The organism is Nocardioides sp. Arc9.136, assembly GCF_030506255.1.
GTDB lineage: Bacteria > Actinomycetota > Actinomycetes > Propionibacteriales > Nocardioidaceae > Nocardioides.
The window spans coordinates 4,165,784-4,184,421 of record NZ_CP113431.1; the positions used below are offsets into that span (position 1 = coordinate 4,165,784).

At 74.4% G+C, this 18,638-nt stretch carries 16 protein-coding genes; 6 read left to right on the top strand and 10 right to left on the bottom strand.

Annotation, left to right across the window (positions count from 1 at the left end; genetic code table 11):
* The first annotated feature begins 7 nt into the window (after positions 1-7).
* Entirely contained in the window at positions 8-1,486 is a 1,479-nt protein-coding gene (locus OSR43_RS20100) for a M1 family metallopeptidase (RefSeq protein ID WP_302268574.1), read from the top strand.
* Positions 1,487-1,504: 18 nt separating this feature from the next.
* On the opposite strand, the gene OSR43_RS20105 is transcribed toward OSR43_RS20100, so the two are convergent.
* From OSR43_RS20105 to OSR43_RS20120, 4 genes are read right to left on the bottom strand one after another with little or no spacing between them, the layout of a single operon-like run.
* Positions 1,505-2,848, bottom strand: a complete 1,344-nt coding sequence (locus tag OSR43_RS20105; protein WP_302268575.1) for an LLM class flavin-dependent oxidoreductase — start codon at positions 2,846-2,848, stop codon at positions 1,505-1,507.
* 48 nt (positions 2,849-2,896) lie between these two features.
* A complete protein-coding gene (locus OSR43_RS20110) occupies positions 2,897-3,736 on the bottom strand; it encodes an ABC transporter permease (protein WP_302268576.1) in 840 nt (279 codons plus the stop codon).
* The gene (locus OSR43_RS20115; protein WP_302268578.1) at positions 3,729-4,550 is read right to left on the bottom strand and encodes an ABC transporter ATP-binding protein; all 822 of its coding nucleotides are present in this window, start codon (positions 4,548-4,550) and stop codon (positions 3,729-3,731) included. Before OSR43_RS20115 ends, OSR43_RS20110 begins: the two co-directional genes overlap by 8 nt.
* A complete protein-coding gene (locus OSR43_RS20120) occupies positions 4,547-5,611 on the bottom strand; it encodes an ABC transporter substrate-binding protein (protein WP_302268580.1) in 1,065 nt (354 codons plus the stop codon). Before OSR43_RS20120 ends, OSR43_RS20115 begins: the two co-directional genes overlap by 4 nt.
* A gap of 166 nt (positions 5,612-5,777) precedes the next feature.
* On the opposite strand from OSR43_RS20120, the gene OSR43_RS20125 reads away from it, so the two are divergent.
* From OSR43_RS20125 to OSR43_RS20135, 3 genes are all read left to right on the top strand, one after another.
* Complete coding sequence (locus OSR43_RS20125; RefSeq protein WP_302268582.1) at positions 5,778-6,767, top strand: NAD-dependent epimerase/dehydratase family protein; 990 nt, start codon at positions 5,778-5,780, stop codon at positions 6,765-6,767.
* A gap of 331 nt (positions 6,768-7,098) precedes the next feature.
* Entirely contained in the window at positions 7,099-8,364 is a 1,266-nt protein-coding gene (locus tag OSR43_RS20130) for an HNH endonuclease signature motif containing protein (RefSeq protein WP_302268583.1), read from the top strand.
* Positions 8,365-8,642: 278 nt separating this feature from the next.
* Positions 8,643-10,127 (top strand): carboxyl transferase domain-containing protein, encoded by a 1,485-nt coding sequence (locus tag OSR43_RS20135; RefSeq protein WP_302268585.1) that lies wholly within the window; start codon positions 8,643-8,645, stop codon positions 10,125-10,127.
* A 13-nt stretch (positions 10,128-10,140) separates the two neighbouring features.
* On the opposite strand, the gene OSR43_RS20140 is transcribed toward OSR43_RS20135, so the two are convergent.
* The 4 genes from OSR43_RS20140 to pdhA all read right to left on the bottom strand — a co-directional run bounded on the left by OSR43_RS20140 (position 10,141) and on the right by pdhA (position 15,187).
* Positions 10,141-11,448: a serine/threonine-protein kinase gene (locus tag OSR43_RS20140; RefSeq protein ID WP_302268586.1), complete on the bottom strand. Its 1,308-nt coding sequence runs from the start codon at positions 11,446-11,448 to the stop codon at positions 10,141-10,143.
* 137 nt (positions 11,449-11,585) lie between these two features.
* On the bottom strand, positions 11,586-13,049 hold the full coding sequence (locus OSR43_RS20145) for a dihydrolipoamide acetyltransferase family protein (protein WP_302268588.1): 1,464 nt from the start codon (positions 13,047-13,049) through the stop codon (positions 11,586-11,588).
* Positions 13,050-13,059: 10 nt separating this feature from the next.
* Entirely contained in the window at positions 13,060-14,064 is a 1,005-nt protein-coding gene (locus OSR43_RS20150; RefSeq protein WP_302268590.1) for an alpha-ketoacid dehydrogenase subunit beta, read from the bottom strand.
* A gap of 1 nt (position 14,065) precedes the next feature.
* A complete protein-coding gene (gene pdhA / locus OSR43_RS20155) occupies positions 14,066-15,187 on the bottom strand; it encodes a pyruvate dehydrogenase (acetyl-transferring) E1 component subunit alpha (RefSeq protein ID WP_302271733.1) in 1,122 nt (373 codons plus the stop codon).
* Between the two features lie 211 nt (positions 15,188-15,398).
* Between pdhA and OSR43_RS20160 the strand changes: the two genes are divergently transcribed.
* Complete coding sequence (locus OSR43_RS20160; protein WP_302268592.1) at positions 15,399-15,866, top strand: SRPBCC family protein; 468 nt, start codon at positions 15,399-15,401, stop codon at positions 15,864-15,866.
* Positions 15,867-15,948: 82 nt separating this feature from the next.
* On the opposite strand, the gene OSR43_RS20165 is transcribed toward OSR43_RS20160, so the two are convergent.
* Both OSR43_RS20165 and OSR43_RS20170 read right to left on the bottom strand, forming a co-directional pair.
* Complete coding sequence (locus tag OSR43_RS20165; protein ID WP_302268593.1) at positions 15,949-16,467, bottom strand: DUF1360 domain-containing protein; 519 nt, start codon at positions 16,465-16,467, stop codon at positions 15,949-15,951.
* Positions 16,468-16,540: 73 nt separating this feature from the next.
* Complete coding sequence (locus OSR43_RS20170; RefSeq protein WP_302268594.1) at positions 16,541-17,470, bottom strand: cation diffusion facilitator family transporter; 930 nt, start codon at positions 17,468-17,470, stop codon at positions 16,541-16,543.
* Between the two features lie 86 nt (positions 17,471-17,556).
* Between OSR43_RS20170 and OSR43_RS20175 the strand changes: the two genes are divergently transcribed.
* Entirely contained in the window at positions 17,557-18,633 is a 1,077-nt protein-coding gene (locus OSR43_RS20175; RefSeq protein ID WP_302268596.1) for a family 43 glycosylhydrolase, read from the top strand.
* Positions 18,634-18,638: the final 5 nt, after the last annotated feature.

Sequence of the window (18,638 nt, forward strand, 5' to 3'; positions counted from 1 at the left end):
GCGACGGGTGAGACGGCTCCCGGCGCTGCTCGCCGTCGCGCTCCTCCCCCTCGCCGGGTGCAGCGACGACGACGGCCGGGGCCCTACGGACGGCCCCCCGTCGCCCGGGCCGAGCACGGCGACGGACTCCGGATCGGCGACGGCGGTCCCGAGGAGGCCGACGGGCGCGGCCCTCGACGTCGCGCTGAGCGAGCCCCGGGAGGACTCGGTCTACCCCGACGTCGGCGACCCGGGCGTCGACGCCCTCCACTACGACCTCTCCCTCACCTGGGACCCCGTGGCACGGGTGCTGGAGGGCACCGAGCGGGTCGTGCTGCGCTCGACCGGGGACGACGACCGGCTCCGGCTCGACCTGGCGCCCGAGCTCGAGGTCGGCTCGGTGCGGGTCGACGGCGAGGAGGCGCGGTTCCGGCACCGCGGCAAGGACCTGGTCGTGCGCCACGACGTCGTCGCCGACCGGCGCTACGCGCTGGTCGTGACCTACGCCGGCACCCCGCGGCCGGTGCCGGCACCGACCCGGCGGCGGGACGTCGCCACCACCGGCTGGACCACGACCGCGGACGGGTGGACGTGGACGATGCAGGAGCCGTACGGCGCGTTCACCTGGTACGCCGTCAACGACCACCCCTCCGACAAGGCGCTCTACGACATCACCGTCCGGGTGCCGACGCCGTTCGTCGGCGTCGCCAACGGCGCGCTGGTCTCCCGGGAGGAGGACGGCCCGGACACGGTCACCCGCTGGCACCTCGCGGAGCCGGCGGCGTCGTACCTCGTCACCGTCGCGACCGGCGACTACGTCACCGCCGAGGCCACCTCGGACAGCGGGGTGCCGGTGACGTGGTGGGTGCCGCGCGACCAGCCGGACCTGGGGCGCGGGGCCCGCACGACCGCCGAGGAGCTCGGCTGGCTGGAGGAGCGGCTCGGGCCGTACCCGTTCGACACGCTCGGCGCGGTGGTCGTGGACTCCGCGAGCGCCATGGAGACCCAGACCATGATGACGATCGGCACGTCCGAGTACGCCAGGTCGCCGGCCGTGGTCGTGCACGAGCTGGCGCACCAGTGGTACGGCGACCAGGTCACCCCCACGGACTGGCGCGACGTGTGGATGAACGAGGGCATGGTGATGTACCTCCAGGTCCTCTGGCAGGCCGAGGAGGACGGCACGGACCTCGACGCGGTGCTCGACGCCTACGCGGCCGCGGAGGTCCGCGAGCGGGCGTCCGCCGGTCCGCCCGGCGCCTACGACCCCGACGCGTTCGGCGCCTCGACGGTCTACTACGGGCCCGCGCTCATGTGGCACGAGCTGCGCGGCCGGGTCGGCGAGGACGCGTTCTGGTCGATGGTGCGCGGCTGGCCGGCCTCCCAGGAGGACGGCGCCGCCGACCGCGAGGAGTACGTCGCGTGGGTCGAGCAGGAGACCGGGCTGGAGCTGTCGGCGTTCTTCGACGACTGGCTGCTGGGCGAGACCACCCCAGCCCGGTCCTAGGCCCGTTCCGGAGGCCCCTCAGGCGGTCAGCGCGGCGGCCGCGGCGGGTGCACCGGTCGCGGGGACCGGCAGCCCGTAGTGCTCGCGCAGCGTGCTGCCGGCGTACTCGGTGCGGAAGAGACCGCGCCGCTGCAGGATCGGCACGACGTGGTCCACGAACGCCTCGAGACCGGCGGGCAGCACGGGCGGCATCACGTTGAACCCGTCGGCCGCGGCGGCCGCGGCCCACTGCTCGATCGTGTCCGCGACCTGCTCCGGGGTGCCGGTGAAGGTCCGGTGGCCGCGGCCGCCGCCGAGGCGCAGCAGCAGCTGGCGGACGGTGAGGTCCTCGCGGCGGGCGAGGTCGACGACCAGCCGGTAGCGGCTGCTGATGGTGCGGACCTCCTCGACCGGGCGGATGTCCTGGGGCAGCGGGGCGTCCAGCTCGAGCCGCTCGACCGGCAGGCCGGTCATCTCCGCGAGCTGCTCGAGCGGGTGGTCGAGGACGACGAGCTCGTCGAGGCGGCGCTCGAGGTCGCGGGCCTCGGCCTCGGTGCCGCCGATGACCGGGACGACGCCGGGCAGCACCTTGACGTGGTCGGGGTTGCGGCCGGCGCGGACCGCGGCGGCCTTGAGGGTGGCGTAGAACGCGCGGCCCTCCTCGAGGGTCGGCTGGGCGGTGAACACCGCCTCGGCGTACCTCCCGGCCAGCTCGATGCCGGCCGGCGAGGAGCCCGCCTGCACCACGACCGGGTGGCCCTGGGGGCTGCGCCCGACGTTGAGCGGTCCCTTGACGCGGAAGTGCTCCCCGACGTGGTCGAGCGTGCGGACCCGGTCCGGGTCGATCCAGACGCCGCGCTCCTTGTCGGCCAGCTGGGCGTCGTCGTCCCAGCCGCCCCACAGGCCCAGGACGACGTCGAGGAACTCCTGCGCGCGGGCGTACCGCTCGGCCGGCGTGGGCAGCGGCCCGTCGCCGAAGTTGCTCGCAGCCTGCTCGGCGGCGGTCGTGACGACGTTCCAGCCGGCGCGGCCACCGCTGAGGAGGTCGAGCGAGGCGAAGGCGCGGGCCAGGTTGTAGGGCTCGGAGAAGGTCGTCGAGGCGGTGGCGACCAGGCCGATCCGCTCGGTGACCGCGGCCATCGCGGTGAGCAGCAGGACCGGGTCGGGGAGCTCGGCGGGGCGCCGGGCTACCTGGCCGAGGCCGGGGTGGTCGGCGAAGAACACCGAGTCCAGCAGGCCGCGCTCGGCGGTGCGGGCCAGGTCCTGGAAGTACGCCACGTCGCGGACGCGCGAGGTGTCGTTCTCCGGGAGGCGCCAGGCCGACTCGTGGTGGCCGGCGGTCATGAGGAAGGCGTTGAGGACGAGCTGGGTCTTCTCGGGCATGGAGGGCTCCGTTCCGGTGGTGGCGGGGGTGGTTGGTCGGTGCAGCGTTCAGGCGCGCCAGCGGGAGAACCGGCGCTCGAGGGCGACCAGCGCGTAGTTGACGGCCAGGCCGACGACGGAGGTCGTGAGGATGCCGGCGTACATCTGCGGGATGAGGAAGTTGAACTGGCTGTAGTTGATGAGGTAGCCCAGGCCCGCGGTGGCGCCGATCATCTCCGCGGCGATGAGGACGAGGATCGCGGCGGCGCCGGAGATCCGGATGCCGGTGAAGATCGTCGGGACGGCCGCCGGGAAGACGACCTTGCGGAACGTCGCCACCGGTGACAGGCCGAGCACCCGGGCCGAGCGCAGCAGCTGGGCGTCGACGTTGGCGACGCCGCTGATCGTGCTGAGCAGGATCGGGAAGAAGCAGGCGTAGAGGACGATCGCGATCTTGCTGGTCTCGCCGATGCCCAGCACCAGGACGAAGACCGGCAGCAGCGCGAGCGCGGCGGTGTTGCGGAAGATCTCGAGCACCGGGGTGAAGAGCTGGCGGACCGGGGAGTACCACGCGATGGCCGCGCCGAGCGGGATCGCGGTGGCGACCGCGAGGCCGAAGCCGACGCCGGAGCGGACCAGGCTGGCGCGCAGGTGCTCGGTCAGGTCGCCGGAGCGCGCGAGCCCCCACCACACGTCGAGCACCTCGCTCAGCGGTGGGACGAAGTACCGGTCCACCAGGCCGTACCGCGGCGCGAGCTCCCATACGACCGCGAGCACGAGGATGCCGGCGGCGCCCCGGAGCGCGCTGAGCGCGCGGGTGCGGTGCCGGGAGACGTGGCGGACCTTCGCCGCCTCCTCCTGGCGCGGGTTCGGGCGGGCCTCGGTCCGCTCCTCCAGGACGCTAGGCAACGCGCTCGACCTCCTCGAGGCGGCGGGCGGGCTGCTGGCGCAGCGAGGCCCAGACGTGGTGGCGGTACGCCGCGAACTCCGGCGTCGACCGGATGTCGCTCTCCCCGGCGCCCGAGCGGTCGAGGTCGATGTCGACGACCTCCTTGACCCGCCCGGGCCGGCTGCTCATCACCGCGACGCGCTGCCCGAGGAAGACCGCCTCCTCGATGTCGTGGGTGATGAAGACGATCGTGGTGCCGGTGCGCTCCCAGATGCCGACCAGCTCCTCCTGGAGCCGCTCGCGGGTCTGCGCGTCGAGGGCGCCGAACGGCTCGTCCATCAGCAGCACGCCGGGCTCGTAGGAGAGGCTGCGGGCGATGGCGACCCGCTGCTTCATGCCGCCGGAGAGCTCGTGGGGGTAGCGATGGGCGAACTCGGTCAGGCCCACCAGCTCGAGGTGCTCGCGGGCCCGCTCGCGCCGCTCGGCACGGGTGTAGCGACCGGTCGCCTCGAGCGCGAGCTCGACGTTCGCGGTGGCCGTGCGCCACGGGAGGAGGGTGTACTGCTGGAAGACCACGCTCCGGTCCAGGCCGGGTCCGGTGATCTCCTCGCCGTCGACCAGCACCCGGCCCGAGGTCGGGCGGGTCAGCCCGGCCACCAGGTCGAGCACGGTGGACTTGCCGCAGCCGCTGGGCCCCACGAGGGCGAGCAGCTCCCCCGGGGCCACGGTCAGGTCGACGCCCTGGAGGGCGACGAAGTCGCGGAGCTGGCGGTCCTCGTCGCCGCGGACGGCGAAGACCTGGCTGACGTCGCGGAGCTCGATGCTGCTGCTCACTGGTCCTCCTCCTTGCTGGTGCCGGCGCCGTCGGCGTACGGGTTGAACTCGTTGGTGAAGACGTCCTCGGGCGTGATGTCGCCGGTGTCGACCTCGCCCTCGCTCTCGAGCCAGTCCAGCCAGATGGTCACGTCCTGGTCGCGGATGACGCCGCCCTCGGTGGCGACGCCGTTGGTGCCGGGCCAGATCTGGAGCGGCTCGAGGTAGTCCTCCCGGCCGTGCTCGGTCTGGTACTCACCGATCACGTCGAGCACCTCCTCGCGCGAGTGCGTCGCGATGTACTCGTTGGCGCGGGCGACGCCGGCGACGAGCGTGCGGGTGGTGGTGGGGTTCTGCTGGATGAAGCGCTCGGTGAGGTGGAACCCGCCGCCGTTGTAGGGACCGACGAAGTCGACGTCCTCGGCGAGCACCCTGATGCCGCCGTTCTTCTTGGCGTTGTCGAGCGCGCCGCGGCTCATGTAGGCCGCGTCGACCTGGCCCTCGCGCAGGGCCGCCTCGGAGTTCAGCGCGGGCAGCGGCACGAGCGTCACCTGGTCGATCTGGTCCTGGCTGAGCCCCTCGGACTGCAGGTAGGTGTCGAGCACCGCCTCGGCGTTGGCGCCGAGGGTGTTCACCGCGACCTTCCTGCCGACCAGGTCCTCGGCCTCGCGGACACCGGAGTCCTCGAGCGTGACGACCGAGGCGCTGACCTCGTCGTTGGAGCCGTAGGTCGACACGACGGCCTTGATCGGCACGCCGCTCGCGACGAGCTTCGCGGTCGCGCCGTAGAACGCCGAGGCGGAGATGTCGATCTGGCCGGTCGCCAGCGCCTGGAGGCTCTCCGGACCGCCCTGGACGTCGCCGACCTTGTCGAGGGTCAGCCCGTCGAGGTAGCCGAGGGCGTCGGCCAGCTCGAGCGGGTCCAGCGAGCCGGCGCCGGACTGGTAGCGGATGGTCGTCACCTCGCCGCCGCCGTCGGCCCCCGCGGAGCCGCCGCAGGCCGTGGCCGTGGCTCCGACGAGGCCGACCAGGGCCGTGGCGAGGAGTGCCGGCAGGCGCCGGCGTGCGGACAGGAGTGGCATGGGTTCCTCCGGATGGCGAAAGTCGGGTGTCCCGATCAGGTCGCTCCGGATACTACGCATAGTCGATCGAAAAACTCGACATTGAACCGGGGCGACCGCGTGGTGGACCGTTCGCCCTCGGCGGAACCCCTGTCCCCCGCCCCGTCCGGGCGGGCACGGTGGGGTCATGCGGCTCCTGGTGCTCGGCGGCTCGGTGTTCCTCTCGCGCGCGGTGGCGGAGGAGGCGCTGGCCCGCGGCCACGAGGTGGTGTGCGCGTGCCGCGGGAGGTCCGGACCCGTGCCGGACGGGGCCGACCACGTCGAGCTCGACCGGACGCAGCCGCTGCCGGAGACGCTGCAGGCCGACGCGGCGACGTACGACGCGGTGGTGGACGTGGCGCGGCACCCCTCGTGGGTGCGGGCGGCGGTGGCCGCGACACCGGAGGCGCACTGGGTGTTCGTCTCGACGATCAACGTGTACGCCGACGAGTCGACGCCCGGCGGCACGCCCGGCTCGCTGCCGCTGCGCGAGCCGCACCGGGAGGACGCCGACCTGTCGGTCGACATGGAGGCCTACGGCCCGATGAAGGTCGCGTGCGAGTCGATCGTGCGCGCCGGCGCCCGGTCCTCCACCGTGGTCCGTCCCGGCCTGGTGGTCGGGCCGGGGGACCCGACGGGGCGCTTCACCTACTGGCCGGCCCGGTTCGCCGCGGTCGACACCCACCCCACCGTCCTCGCCCCCGGCGACCCCGACGACCTGGTGCAGGTCGTCGACGTGCGCGACCTCGCCGCCTGGCTCGTCACGCTGGCCGAGCGCCGCACCACCGGGACCTTCGACGGCGTCGGGCCCGCGACCCCGGTCCGCGACCTCCTCGCCGCCGTCGCCCTCGGCAGCGGCGGCGGGGACGCGCTCCTGCGCTGGACCGCCCGTGACGCCCTCGAGGCCCACGGCGTCGAGCCGTGGGCCGGCCCACGGTCGCTCCCGCTCTGGCTGCCGCGCCCCGAGTACGACGGCCTCGTCGCCCACGACGCCGACCCCTCCCTCGACGCCGGCCTGGTGGTCCGCCCGGTCGAGGACACCGCCCGTGACACCCTCGCCTGGCTCCGCGCCACCCCCGACGCCCCCGTCACCGGCCTCACCCGCGACGAGGAGGCCGCCGTCCTCGCCGCCCTGTGACACCCCGCCGTCCAGCTCGGACGAGCAGCCGAGCCCCGCCGAGGCGCGCAGGCCTCGGGCACTCGTCTCCGACTTCCGGGCCATAGGTGGTTGCGGTGGGGGCAGCTACGGGAGAGGTACGGCGGGTGGACGCGGCGGTCTCCCGGGTATCAGGTCGGCCCCCGCTGGTCGAGCAGCCGAGCCCCGGCGAGGCGTCGTCGAGACCCAGTGAGGCGCGCAGGGCCTCGAGCCTCCGGGGCCGGCGAGAAGTTCCCGAACTCGTGGTCCATAATGTGGTTTGACCTGGGGAAACATGCGTCTGACTGTCGGTGGTCGGTGCTTGAGTAGACCCATGGCCAAGGACTCCCGACGCAGCGCGCACGTGGTGTCCCGCGCCGTCGCGAAGTCCCACACCCGCCTCGACCGAGCCCACGAGGTCCACCTGTGGTCGATGTCCGACGACGACGTCGCGGCGACCCTTCTCGAGGCTGCCCGCCTCCGCGCCCGCGTCGAGGCGCTCGAGCTCCGGCTCGCCGCCGAGGCCGAACGCCGTCACGCCGGCGAACGGGTCGGCGCCACCGACACCGCCGCTTGGTGGGCGACCGAAACGCATCAGACCCGTCCCGCTGCGAAGCACCGCATGCGGCTGGCCGAGTCCCTCGACCGCCACAGCCCGACGGCCACCGCTTTCGCCGAGGGCGAGGTGTCGGTGCACCACGCTCGGGTGATCACCGAGTGCCTCGACAAGCTCCCCGCCGACCTCGACGACCCGACCATCCCGCTCCGTGCCGAGCAGCACCTGCTGGCCGAGGCGCGGCACCGTGACCCCAAGTCGTTGCGCATCCTGGCCAAGCACGTCCTCACCGTCGTCGCACCCGAGATCGGTGAAGCACGCGACGCCAAGGCCCTGAAGGCCGAGGAGCGCCTCGCTCGGGAGACCGCTTGGCTGACGATGAGCCCCGACGGGCGCGGGTCGGTGGTCGGGAAGTTCAAGCTCCCCGAGCTGCACGGCGCCATGCTCAAGAAGACGCTGTTGGCGTTCGCGGCGCCGAAGCACCAGGCCGCCACCCAGGAACCAGGCGCGCCCGAGGCGGTCGAGCGCCGCCCGTCACCGGAGCGGATGGGTGACGCGTTCTGCGAGCTCCTCGAACGCCTCCCCACCGCCTCCTCGGTTCCGAAGCTCGGCGGCCTCAACGCCTCAGTCGTCGTCACGATGGACTTCGCCTCGCTCCTCGGCGGCCTCGCACCGGGTGTCCTCGACGACGGCGCCACCATCTCCGCCGCCCAGGCGCGACGGCTGGCTTGTGAGGCAGGACTGATCCCCGCTGTCCTCGGCACTCAGTCAGAGTTGCTCGACCTCGGCCGCACCGCGAGGCTCTTCACCGGTGCCCAACGCAGAGCCTTGAACCTCACCCAGCCGACCTGCACCGCAGAAGGCTGCGACTGGCCCGCCCACCTCTGCCACGCCCACCACGACCAACCCTGGTCCACCGGCGGCGCCACGGACCTGGCCAACGCCCGCAACCTCTGCCCGCGCCACCACGCCCGCATCCACGACCCGGCCTACGACACCACCCACCTGCAAGGCGGGAAGGTCGCCTTCCACCGACGGCCCTAGGCCGAGTGGAGCGACTCCCTCCTCCACCTCCGCGACCACAGCGGTCGACCCCCGCCGACCGTGGGCCGAGAAGCAGGCGCGACCAGGACCTCGACCACAGCGGCGCGCAACCACACGACTCCAAGAAGGAAGCCTCGCGCCGAGCCCGCCCGGCGGCCCGGCGACCACCTGACGCCCTGCGTACCTCACCGGGTCTCGACGACGCTCGCTCGCGCTCGCTGCTCGACCAGCGGGTCGCGGTCTCGCCCACACCGGCCCGGCCGTTAGGTTGCACGGCCATGGGCCGACCTGACGCAGCCGCACTGATCGACCTCGTGCTCGATGCGGGGTCGTGGACCTCGTGGGACACCGCCCCGGAACGGACCGGCGTCTCGGAGGAGTACGCCGCGGAGCTGCGGCGGGCGGAGGAGAAGAGCGGCGTCGACGAGTCCGTGCTGACCGGCGAGGGCCTGATGAAGGGCCGGCGGGTCGCGGTGGTCGTCGGGGAGTTCCGGTTCCTGGCGGGGTCGATCGGCCGCGACAGCGCCGACCGGCTCGTGGCGGCGATCGAGCGCGCCACCCGCGAGCGCCTCCCGCTCCTGGCCGCGCCGGTGAGCGGCGGGACCCGGATGCAGGAGGGCACACCGGCGTTCGTGCAGATGATCCGGATCAGCCAGGCCGTCGCCGCGCACAAGGCGGCCGGCCTGCCGTACCTCGTCTACCTCCGCCACCCCACCACCGGCGGCGTCATGGCGTCGTGGGGCTCGCTCGGCCACGTGACCGTCGCCGAGCCCGGCGCGCTCGTCGGCTTCCTCGGCCCGCGGGTCTACGAGGCGCTCTACGGCAAGGCGTTCCCCGAGGGTGTGCAGACCTCCGAGAACCTCTACGCCCACGGCATCATCGACGCCGTCGTCGCGCCGGAGGAGATCGCCGGCATCCTCGACCGGGCGCTGGGCGTCATCCTCGCCCCGCGCCACGGCATCACGCCCGTCCCCTCCCCAGCCGACGACTCCGCGGCCGGCACCGTCCCGGACGTCGAGACATGGGACGCGGTCACCCGCTCCCGGCGGCCGGACCGCCCCGGCGTCCGCCGGCTGCTGAAGTACGCCGCCTCCGAGGTCGTGCCCCTCAACGGCACCGGCCAGGGCGAGCAGGACCCTGGCCTGCTCATCGCGCTGGTCCGGTTCGGGCAGGCGCCGTGCGTGTTCCTCGGCCAGGACCGCCGCGGCCAGACCGCCGACCACCCGATGGGTCCGGGCGCGCTGCGCGAGGCGCGCCGCGGCATGCGGCTCGCCTCCGAGCTCGGCCTGCCGCTGGTGACGGTCATCGACACCCAGGGCGCCGCCCTCTCCCCCGACGCCGAGAACGGCGGGCTCGCCGGCGAGATCGCGCGCAGCCTCGCCGACCTGGTCACGCTCGACGCACCGACCCTGTGCCTCATGCTCGGCGAGGGGAACGGCGGCGGCGCGCTCGCCCTGCTGCCCGCCGACCGGGTGGTCGCCGCCCAGCACGCCTGGCTCTCCCCGCTGCCGCCGGAGGGGGCCTCCGCGATCGTCCACCGCGACCTCGACCACGCACCCGAGATGGCGCGCAAGCAGCAGGTCCGCGCCCTCGACCTGCACCGGCTGGGCATCGTGGACCGGATCGTCGCCGAGCGACCCGACGCCGCCGACGAGCCCGAGGCGTTCTGCCGGCGGGTCGGCGCCGCGCTCGAGCACGAGCTGGCCGCGCTCCTGGACGCGGGGCCGGGCAGCCCCGCCGACCGCGCCCGGCGCTACGCCTGAGCGCCGACGGGGGTCAGTCCGCCGTCGTGCCGCCGCAGGCCGCGACGGCGGTGGCGATCGCCGAGCGCATGTCGGCGGAGACCTCGGAGGCCGGCCGGTCGACGTACGCGAGCTGCTCGTCGAGGTAGCCCTCGGCCCGCAGGCGGTCCACGCCGGCCTGCTCGACCCAGGTCTCGGCGGCGCAGGACGCGACCGCCGGGGTCACCTCGCCCTGCTCGAGGAGCGCGGTGGCGATGCTGGCGACGGCACCGCGGCCCACCGGGTCCGCCGGCCCCGCTCCCGCTCCTGCCGACGGTGCCGAGGAGGCCGGGTCGTCGTCGTCGCCCCAGGTGAGCGCCCACACCGCGACGGCCGCCGCGGCGAGCACGAGCAGCGCGACCACGACCGCGGCGATCTTGAGCCTGGCGTTCCGTGGCGGTGGGAGCGGCGCGGCGACGGGCGGGTCGACGGCCTCGACCGGCACGACGTGCCCCTCCGCGGGCAGGGCCAGGAGCGCTCGGAGGTCGTCGCGCATCGGCGCGGCGTCGGCGTACCGCTCCGCCGGGTCCTTCGCCATCGCCCGCCGGAGCACGCCGTTGATCCCCTCGGCCAGCGAGCCGTCGTCGGGCAGCTGCGGCACCGGCCGTTCGCGGTGGGCGGTGACGACCTCCCACTCCGAGGAGCCGTCGTACGGCGGGGATCCGGTCAGCGTGGTCCAGAGCAGGCAGCCGAGGGAGTAGACGTCGGTGCGCGGGCCGGCCTTGGCGCCGCTGTGCAGCTCGGGTGCCATGAACCCGGGCGTGCCGGCCGTGCCCGCCGCGGTCGCGGTGTGGTCGGCGCCGGCCTCGCGGACGATCCCGAAGTCGCCGAGGTACGCCGTGACGCCGGACTCGCGTCGCCGCAGCAGGACGTTCGACGGCTTGACGTCGCGGTGGACGAACCCGGCCGCGTGGACGTCGGCCAGCCCGGCCGCCACTTGGGCGACGATGTCGACCGCGGCCTCGCGCGGCGGCGCGCCGTGGGCCCGCAGCTGGCCGGCGAGGTCGCCGTCGGGGACGTGCTGGGTGACGAGGTAGAGCCGCCCGTCGACGTCACCGTGCTCGTAGACGTGGACGACGTGCGGGGAGTCCAGGGAGGCCTGCGCCTGCGCCTCGCGCACGAACCGCTCCCGGAAGCCCTCGTCGCCGGCGAGCTGCGGGGCGATCACCTTGAGCGCGACCTGCCGGTTCAGCCGGGTGTCGAGGGCCTCGAAGACCCAGCCCATCCCGCCGGTGCCGATCCGCGCACCGACGCTGTAGGAACCCAGCCGCTCCCCGACCTCGGGGTACCCGTCGTCGCTCACCTCGTCCGCTTACCCCGACCGGGCCGGTCCTACTCGGTCCTCCCCAGGCCCAGGCCGTCCGAGCCGTCCCACCCGCCTCGTGGTGCCCAGCGTGCGCCGGGGCGCGCGCCGGGCATCACGAGGCACTGGTGGGAGGGCTAGAAGAGCAGCGCCGAGGCCGGGTCGGCGAGGATCGAGGCGACGTCGGCGAGGAACCGCGAGCCCTTCTCCCCGTCGATGTGGCGGTGGTCGAACGACAGCGCCAGCGTCGTGACGTCGCGGGCGACGATCTCGCCGGTCCCCTCGTCGACCCACGGCCGCTTGCCGATCGCGCCGACGCAGAGGATCGCCGACTCGCCGGGGTTGATGATCGGCGTGCCCGCGTCGACGCCGAAGACCCCGACGTTGGTGATCGTGAACGTCCCGCCGCTCATCTCCGCCGGCTGGGTCCGTCCCTCGCGTGCGGTGGCGGTGAGGGCACCGAGCGCCTCGGCCAGCTCGCGCAGGGTGAGGTCCTGGGCGTCCTTGACGTTCGGGACGACCAGCCCGCGGGGGGTGGCCGCGGCGATGCCGAGGTTGACGTAGTGCTTGAGCACCACCTCGCCCGCGGCGTCGTCCCAGTAGGAGTTGACCTCCGGCGTACGCCGCATGGCGAGCACCACCGCGCGCGCCACGACGAGCAGCGGGGAGACCCGCACGTCGCGCAGCTCGCGGTGGCCCTTGAGCCGCTCGACGAGCTCGACGGTGCGGGTGACGTCGACGGTGACCCACTCGGTCACGTGCGGGATCGTGAAGGCCGACTGCACCATCGCGGCCCCCATCATCTTGCGCACGCCCTTGATCGGCTCCCGGGTCTCGCGCTCCCCGGGAACGCGGGCCGGGGCCTGCACCTGCGCAGGGACTGCAGCCGACGCGGCCGACGGCGACCCGGCCTGCGAGGCGGCGACGACGTCCTCGCGCGTGACGGTGCCGTCCGGGCCGGACGCCGCGCAGGCCGTCAGGTCGACCCCGAGGTCCTTGGCCAGCTTGCGCACCGGCGGCTTGGCGAGCACGCGCTCGTCGACCGGCAGCGGCGGGGCGGGCGTGGCCGGGACGGCCGGCTCGTCGGCCTCGACGACCGGGTCGGACTGGGCGCCCCCGGGCGCGAAGGCGCCCTGCACCTGCATCTGGGTCGCCGCCGCGGACTCCGTCGACGGCGAGGCCGACCCCTTGCGCGGGCGGCGCAGCGGGCCGCGGTCGGCCTTGTTGCGGCCGACCAGGCTCTCGCCCTCCCCGCCCCCGCTGGCCGCGGGGTTGGACAGGTCGATCTCCATCTCGGGCGTGGGGGTCGCGTACGACGCCCCCGGCTGCTCACCGGGCGCGGGAGCCGCGGAGGCCGCAGCGGCGTCGGGCTCGCCGATCGCGATGATCGGCGTGCCGACGGCGACCGTCTCCCCCTCGGGCACGAGCAGCGCGGTGACCGCGCCGGCGTACGGCGAGGGGAGCTCGACCAGCGACTTCGCGGTCTCGATCTCGACGACGACGTCGTTGATGTCGACGACGTCGCCGACCTTGACCTTCCAGGACACGATCTCGGCCTCGATGAGGCCCTCGCCGACGTCGGGGAGGAGGTAGTGGGGCACGGTCGTCCTCTCAGAACTCGAGCGAGCGGTCGACGGCGTCGAGGACGCGGTCCAGGTCGGGCAGGAAGTCCTCCTCGATGCGGGAGGGCGGGTACGGCGTGTCGAACCCGCCGACCCGGAGCACGGGCGCCTCGAGGGAGTAGAAGCACTCCTCGGTGATGCGCGCGGCGAGCTCGGCACCCATGCCGAGGTTGACGTGCGCCTCGTGGCAGACGACGGCGCGACCGGTGCGGCGCACCGACTCGTGGACCGGCGCCATGTCCAGCGGCGAGAGCGTGCGCAGGTCGATGACCTCGAGCGACCGGCCCTCGTTGGAGGCCGCCTCGGCCGCCTTGAGCGCGGTCTTCACCGTCGGGCCGTACGCCAGCACGGTGACGTCGGTCCCCCGCCGGACGACGCGGGACGCGTGCAGCGGCTCGGGGGTCGCGTGGACGTCGAGCTCGGCCTTGTCGGCGTGGTACTGCCGCTTGGGCTCGAGGAAGACCACCGGGTCGTCGCTGGCGATGGCCTGCTGCAGCATCCAGTAGCCGTCGACGGGGTTCGAGCAGGCCACGACCTTGAGGCCGGGCGTGTGGGCGAACTGCGCCTCCGGCGACTCGCTGTGGTGCTCGACCGCGCCGATGCCGCCGCCGAACGGGATCCGGATGACCATCGGCAGGCGCGAGCGGCCCTGGCTGCGGAAGTGCATCTTCGCGACCTGGCAGACGATCTGGTCGTAGGCGGGGTAGACGAACCCGTCGAACTGGATCTCCACCACCGGCCGGTAGCCGCGCAGCGCGAGGCCGACGGCGGTGCCGACGATGCCGGACTCCGCGAGCGGGGAGTCGATGACCCGGTCCTCGCCGAAGTCCTTCTGCAGGCCGTCGGTGATCCGGAAGACGCCGCCGAGCTTGCCGACGTCCTCGCCCATCACGAGGACCTTGTCGTCGTGCTCCATCGCGGCGCGCAGGCCCATGTTGAGCGCCTTTGCCAGGGTGACCCTCTGGGTCGCGGCCTGGGTGGGGTGTCCGGTCATCTCAGGCCTCCTCGAACTGGGAGAGGTACGCCGCGAAGCCGTCGCGCTGGACGGCGAGCTCCTCGGTGAGCTCGGCGTAGACGTGGTCGAACATGCTCAGCGGGGCCGGGTCCGGCATGGACCGGCAGCCCTCGCGCAGCGTGGCGCCGAGCTGGTCGGCCTCGTCCTTGACCTCCTCGAAGAAGCCACCCTCGGCCAGGCCGTTGCGCTTGAGGTAGACCTCCAGCCGCGCGATCGGGTCCTTGAGCTTCCAGTGCTCGACGTCGTCGGAGAGCCGGTAGCGGGTCGGGTCGTCGGTCGTGGTGTGGGCGCCCATCCGGTAGGTGTAGGCCTCCACCAGCGTCGGGCCCTGCCCGTCCCGGGCACGCTGGAGCGCCGCCTGCGTCACGGCGTACGTCGCGAGCACGTCGTTGCCGTCGACCCGCACGCCGGGGAAGCCGAAGCCGAGCGCCCGCTGGTAGAGCGGGATCCGGGTCTGCCGCTCGATCGGCTCGGAGATGGCCCACTGGTTGTTCTGGCAGAAGAAGACGACCGGCGCGTTGTACGACGCGGCGAAGATGAACGACTCGTTGACGTCGCCCTGGCTGCTGGCCCCGTCGCCGAAGTGCGCGACGACCGCGGCGTCGCGGTCGGGGTCGCCGGTGCCGACGACGCCGTCGCGCTGCATCCCCATCGCGTAGCCGGTGGCGTGCAGGGTCTGGGCGCCGATCACGATCGTGTAGAGCCCGAAGTGGAACTCCTCGGGGTCCCAGGAGCCCTGGTCGACACCGCGGAAGAGGCCGAGCAGGCGCAGCGGGTCGAGGCCCCGGCACCAGGCGACGCCGTGCTCGCGGTAGGTCGGGAAGACGTGGTCCTGGGGGCGCAGCGCGCGACCGGCGCCGATCTGCGCGGCCTCCTGGCCGAGCAGCTGGGCCCAGATCCCGAGCTCGCCGTGGCGCTGGAGCGCCGTGGCCTCGGTGTCGATCCGCCGGGTCAGCACCATGTCGCGGTAGAACCCGCGCAGCTGGTCGGCGGAGAAGTCGAGGTCGAACTCGGGGTGGTGGACGCGCTCACCCTCGGGGGTCAGCAGCTGGACGAGCTCCGGCCCGCCGTCGCGCTGCGAGGGGCCGAACACCTCCGCCAGGTCGGGGCCGAATCCGGACGTCTGGCTCACGGGCGCACTCCTTCGTGGTCACCGGCCTCCGGGGTCGTCCGGTCGCCGGGTGGTGAGTTCCCGGACCGTACGACGCGGGGGTGGTGCGCCTTGTGACCGGGACCACATGCGTGGTGGCGAACAACGTACCGGCGCCCGCCGGGCGGGCGCCAACCTGGGGTCCCGGGGCTAGGTTCGGCCCATGACCGACCCCGAGCTGCGCGTGTCCGCCACCGAGATCGTCTCCGCACCGCCCGAGACCGTGTTCGCGATCCTCGCCGACCCCCGCCAGCACCCGCGGATCGACGGCTCCGGCACCGTCCGGGGCTCGGTCTCCGGTCCGGAGCGGCTGGGCCTGGGGGCGACGTTCGGGATGAGCATGAAGATGGGCGCGCCGTACCGCATCCGCAACAAGGTCGTGGAGTTCGAGGAGGGGCGGCTCATCGCCTGGAAGCACCTCGGCTCGCACCGCTGGCGCTACGAGCTCGAGCCGGTCGACCTCGCCGGCCGGCCCGGCACCCGCGTCACCGAGACCTGGGACGGCACGTACTACAACCGGCTCGGGCGGGCGGCGATGAAGCGGCTCGGCATGCCGGAGAAGAACCGGCGCGGCATCGAGGGCACCCTGCCCCGGCTGAAGGCGGCCGCAGAGGAGGACGCCGACGCCTGAGCGCCGGTCCGAGGGTCCTCGAGCCGCCGTGGCCCGGGCGCGGTCGCGAGCGCCAGACGCCCGACCGGGAAAGGCGCCCGGCTCAGTCGCCGCGCAGCCGCGCGTAGGCGTGCTGGAGCGAGTCGGAGACGGCCGTGACGGCGAAGAGCGCGGCCCAGGTGCGGGTGGGCCGCGGGGCGAGGTTGAGCCCCGCGATGTAGGCGGTGCCGATCCACACGCCCAGGCAGAACGGACAGGTGATCAGCTTGCCGACCGTGCTCCGGATCCCGCCTCCCTCCCGGGCGCTCTCGAGGTGCTCGCCCGAGCCGGCTGCGCCCTCGAAGGAGGTGAACGGCGCCCGCACCGGCGCCGCGACCGACGACTTCGACAGCAGCCGGGTGAACTTGTGCACCGCCAGGCCGCCGAGGGCGATGTCGGCCAGGTCGTACCGCTCGGCCAGCTGGTGGCCCGAGGCCGAGCCCGCCGCGGCGATCCCGGCGAGCACCATGCCGTACGTCGTGAGGCTGCCGGCGTACCCGCCGAGAGCGACCTCGCCGTCGGGGTCGTAGCCCTCGACGATCCGGCCGACCGACGGGTGCGCGTGGGCGTGCGTGGAGGTCATGGTCACCCGTTGACCCGGCGAGGGGGGTCCCAGACGCCTCCGGTCGGGTGAGGCGCGCGGACCCCAGTGGACCTCAGTGCACCTCGCCGAGGTCCTCGTGCGCGCCGTGGGAGACCGGCTCCACCTGGAACGTCGCGTGCCGCACCTCGAAGTGCTCGCCCACGCACGCGCAGAGGTCGTCGAGCACGGCACCCACGCCGCGCTCCGCGAGCGCCTCGTCGGTCACCGTGACGTGCGCCGACAGGCTCGGGATCCCGCTGGTGATCGTCCAGGCGTGCAGGTCGTGGACGTCGACCACGCCCGGCACGTGCCCGAGGTGGTGGCGCACGTCATCGAGGTCGAGGCCGGCCGGGGCCAGCTCCAGCAGCACCGCGACGCTGTCGCGCAGCAGCACCCACGACCGCGGCGCGATGAGCACCGCGATCACCAGCGACGCGATCGGGTCCGCCCGGTCGAAGCCGGTGGTCCAGGCCACGAGGCCGGCGACCAGGGCCAGCACCGACCCGACGGTGTCGGCGAGCACCTCGTTGGTCGCGCCGCGCATGTTGAGCGAGCCGCTGGTCGAGCCGCGCAGGACCAGCACCGCGAGCAGGTTCGCGACCAGGCCGACCGCGGCGAAGGCGACCATCGGGCCGGCCTCCAGGTGCGTCCCGCCGGGGTCGAGGAGCCGGGCCACGCCGGCGTACGCCAGGTAGGCGCAGACGCCGAGCAGCACCAGCGCGTTGAGCAGCGCCGCGAGGATCTCCGCGCGGTGGAGGCCGAACGTCGAGCGCGGGCCGCCACCGCGCGCCGCGACGTACGACGCCCCGAGCGCGAGCACGACGGCCGCGGCGTCGGTGGCCATGTGGCCGGCGTCGGCGAGCAGCGCCAGCGAGCCGGTCGCCCAGGCGCCGACGAGCTCCACGACGAGCACGGTGGCGGTGATCGCGAGCACGACCCGCAGCCGCCGCCGGTCCTCGGCGCGGCCGGTCGCGTGCGTGTGCCCGTGTCCCACGCGCCCCATCCTGCCGGGTCACGGTTCGGTCACGCCGCCTGCGCTCCCGACGGCGGCGGGCGATCCTCTCCCGGGCTACGGAGGGGCGGGGACGCATGGTGCTGGTGGGGTGGGTGCCGCGCGCCCTGGTGAGGGCGCTGGTCGGGCTGCTGGTGGCGCTCGTGGTCGTCGGCCTGCCCGCGGGTGTCGCGCCCGCGGCCGGCCGCACGGGGCAGGCGCAGCCGGTGGGCGGGCAGCGCGGCTTCGCCGACCCGGCGGTCGTCCGGCACGCCGGGGGGTACGTCGCGGTGTCGACCGGCCCGTACGCCCCGCGCGCCACGGCCCCCTCCGCGACGGGCCCCTGGACCCCGGCCCGGCCGGCGCTCACCCGGCTGCCGGGCTGGGCCTCCTCGCCGCGGATCTGGGCCGCCGACGTGGTGCGGGCGGGCGGCCGCTGGCTGCTGTACTACTCCGCCCCGGTCCGCGGGCTCGGCCCCGAGGGCCGCTGCATCGGCGTCGCGCGGGCGCGCGACCTGCTGGGCGAGTTCCGGCCGGTGGGCCGCCGCCCGCTCGTGTGCCCCGCCCGGGCGCGGGCCCCGCGGGCGCAGGACCCGGTCCGGAAGGTGCGGCGGGTGCACGCCCGCCGCGGCGTCATCGACCCGTCCGGCTTCCGCGACCGGGACGGCAGGCGCTACCTGCTCTACAAGACCCAGACCGCGCCCTCGACGATCCGGATGGTGCAGCTGACGGTGGGCGGAGGGCGCGTGATGCGCGGCCAGCGCAGCCACGAGCTGGTCCGGCGGCGCGGGGTCACGGAGAACCCCGAGCTGGTGCGGCGCGGCCGGCACCTGGTGCTGTTCACGTCCGAGGGCTACTTCGGCGACTGCGGCTACCGCACGACGTACCGCCGCACCACCCGGCTCTGGCGGTGGGAGCACTCCCGCCGCGCGCCGCTGCTGCGCCGCTCGCAGCAGGGGGTCTGCGGGCCCGGTGGCCTGGACGTGCTGGAGCGGCGGGGCGCCCGGAACCTCGTCTACTTCCACGGCTGGACCTGCTGGCGCACCGACCGGGCCTGCCCGCCGCGCCACGACCTCGAGCGGCGCCCCGGCCTGGTGCCGCAGCGCTCGCTCTTCGCCGGCCACCTCCGCTGGCGGCAGGGCCGGCCGGTCGTCGCCCTGCTGCGGCGTCAGTAGCCCCG

Coding starts and splice junctions, on each gene's coding strand:
- OSR43_RS20165 (WP_302268593.1), bottom strand. CDS start 16,467: ATGACCTCCACGCACGCCCACGCGCACCCGTCGGTCGGCCGGATCGTC.
- OSR43_RS20125 (WP_302268582.1), top strand. CDS start 5,778: ATGCGGCTCCTGGTGCTCGGCGGCTCGGTGTTCCTCTCGCGCGCGGTG.
- OSR43_RS20105 (WP_302268575.1), bottom strand. CDS start 2,848: ATGCCCGAGAAGACCCAGCTCGTCCTCAACGCCTTCCTCATGACCGCC.
- OSR43_RS20160 (WP_302268592.1), top strand. CDS start 15,399: ATGACCGACCCCGAGCTGCGCGTGTCCGCCACCGAGATCGTCTCCGCA.
- OSR43_RS20150 (WP_302268590.1), bottom strand. CDS start 14,064: ATGACCGGACACCCCACCCAGGCCGCGACCCAGAGGGTCACCCTGGCA.
- OSR43_RS20120 (WP_302268580.1), bottom strand. CDS start 5,611: ATGCCACTCCTGTCCGCACGCCGGCGCCTGCCGGCACTCCTCGCCACG.
- OSR43_RS20130 (WP_302268583.1), top strand. CDS start 7,099: ATGGCCAAGGACTCCCGACGCAGCGCGCACGTGGTGTCCCGCGCCGTC.
- OSR43_RS20175 (WP_302268596.1), top strand. CDS start 17,557: ATGGTGCTGGTGGGGTGGGTGCCGCGCGCCCTGGTGAGGGCGCTGGTC.
- OSR43_RS20170 (WP_302268594.1), bottom strand. CDS start 17,470: ATGGGGCGCGTGGGACACGGGCACACGCACGCGACCGGCCGCGCCGAG.
- OSR43_RS20135 (WP_302268585.1), top strand. CDS start 8,643: ATGGGCCGACCTGACGCAGCCGCACTGATCGACCTCGTGCTCGATGCG.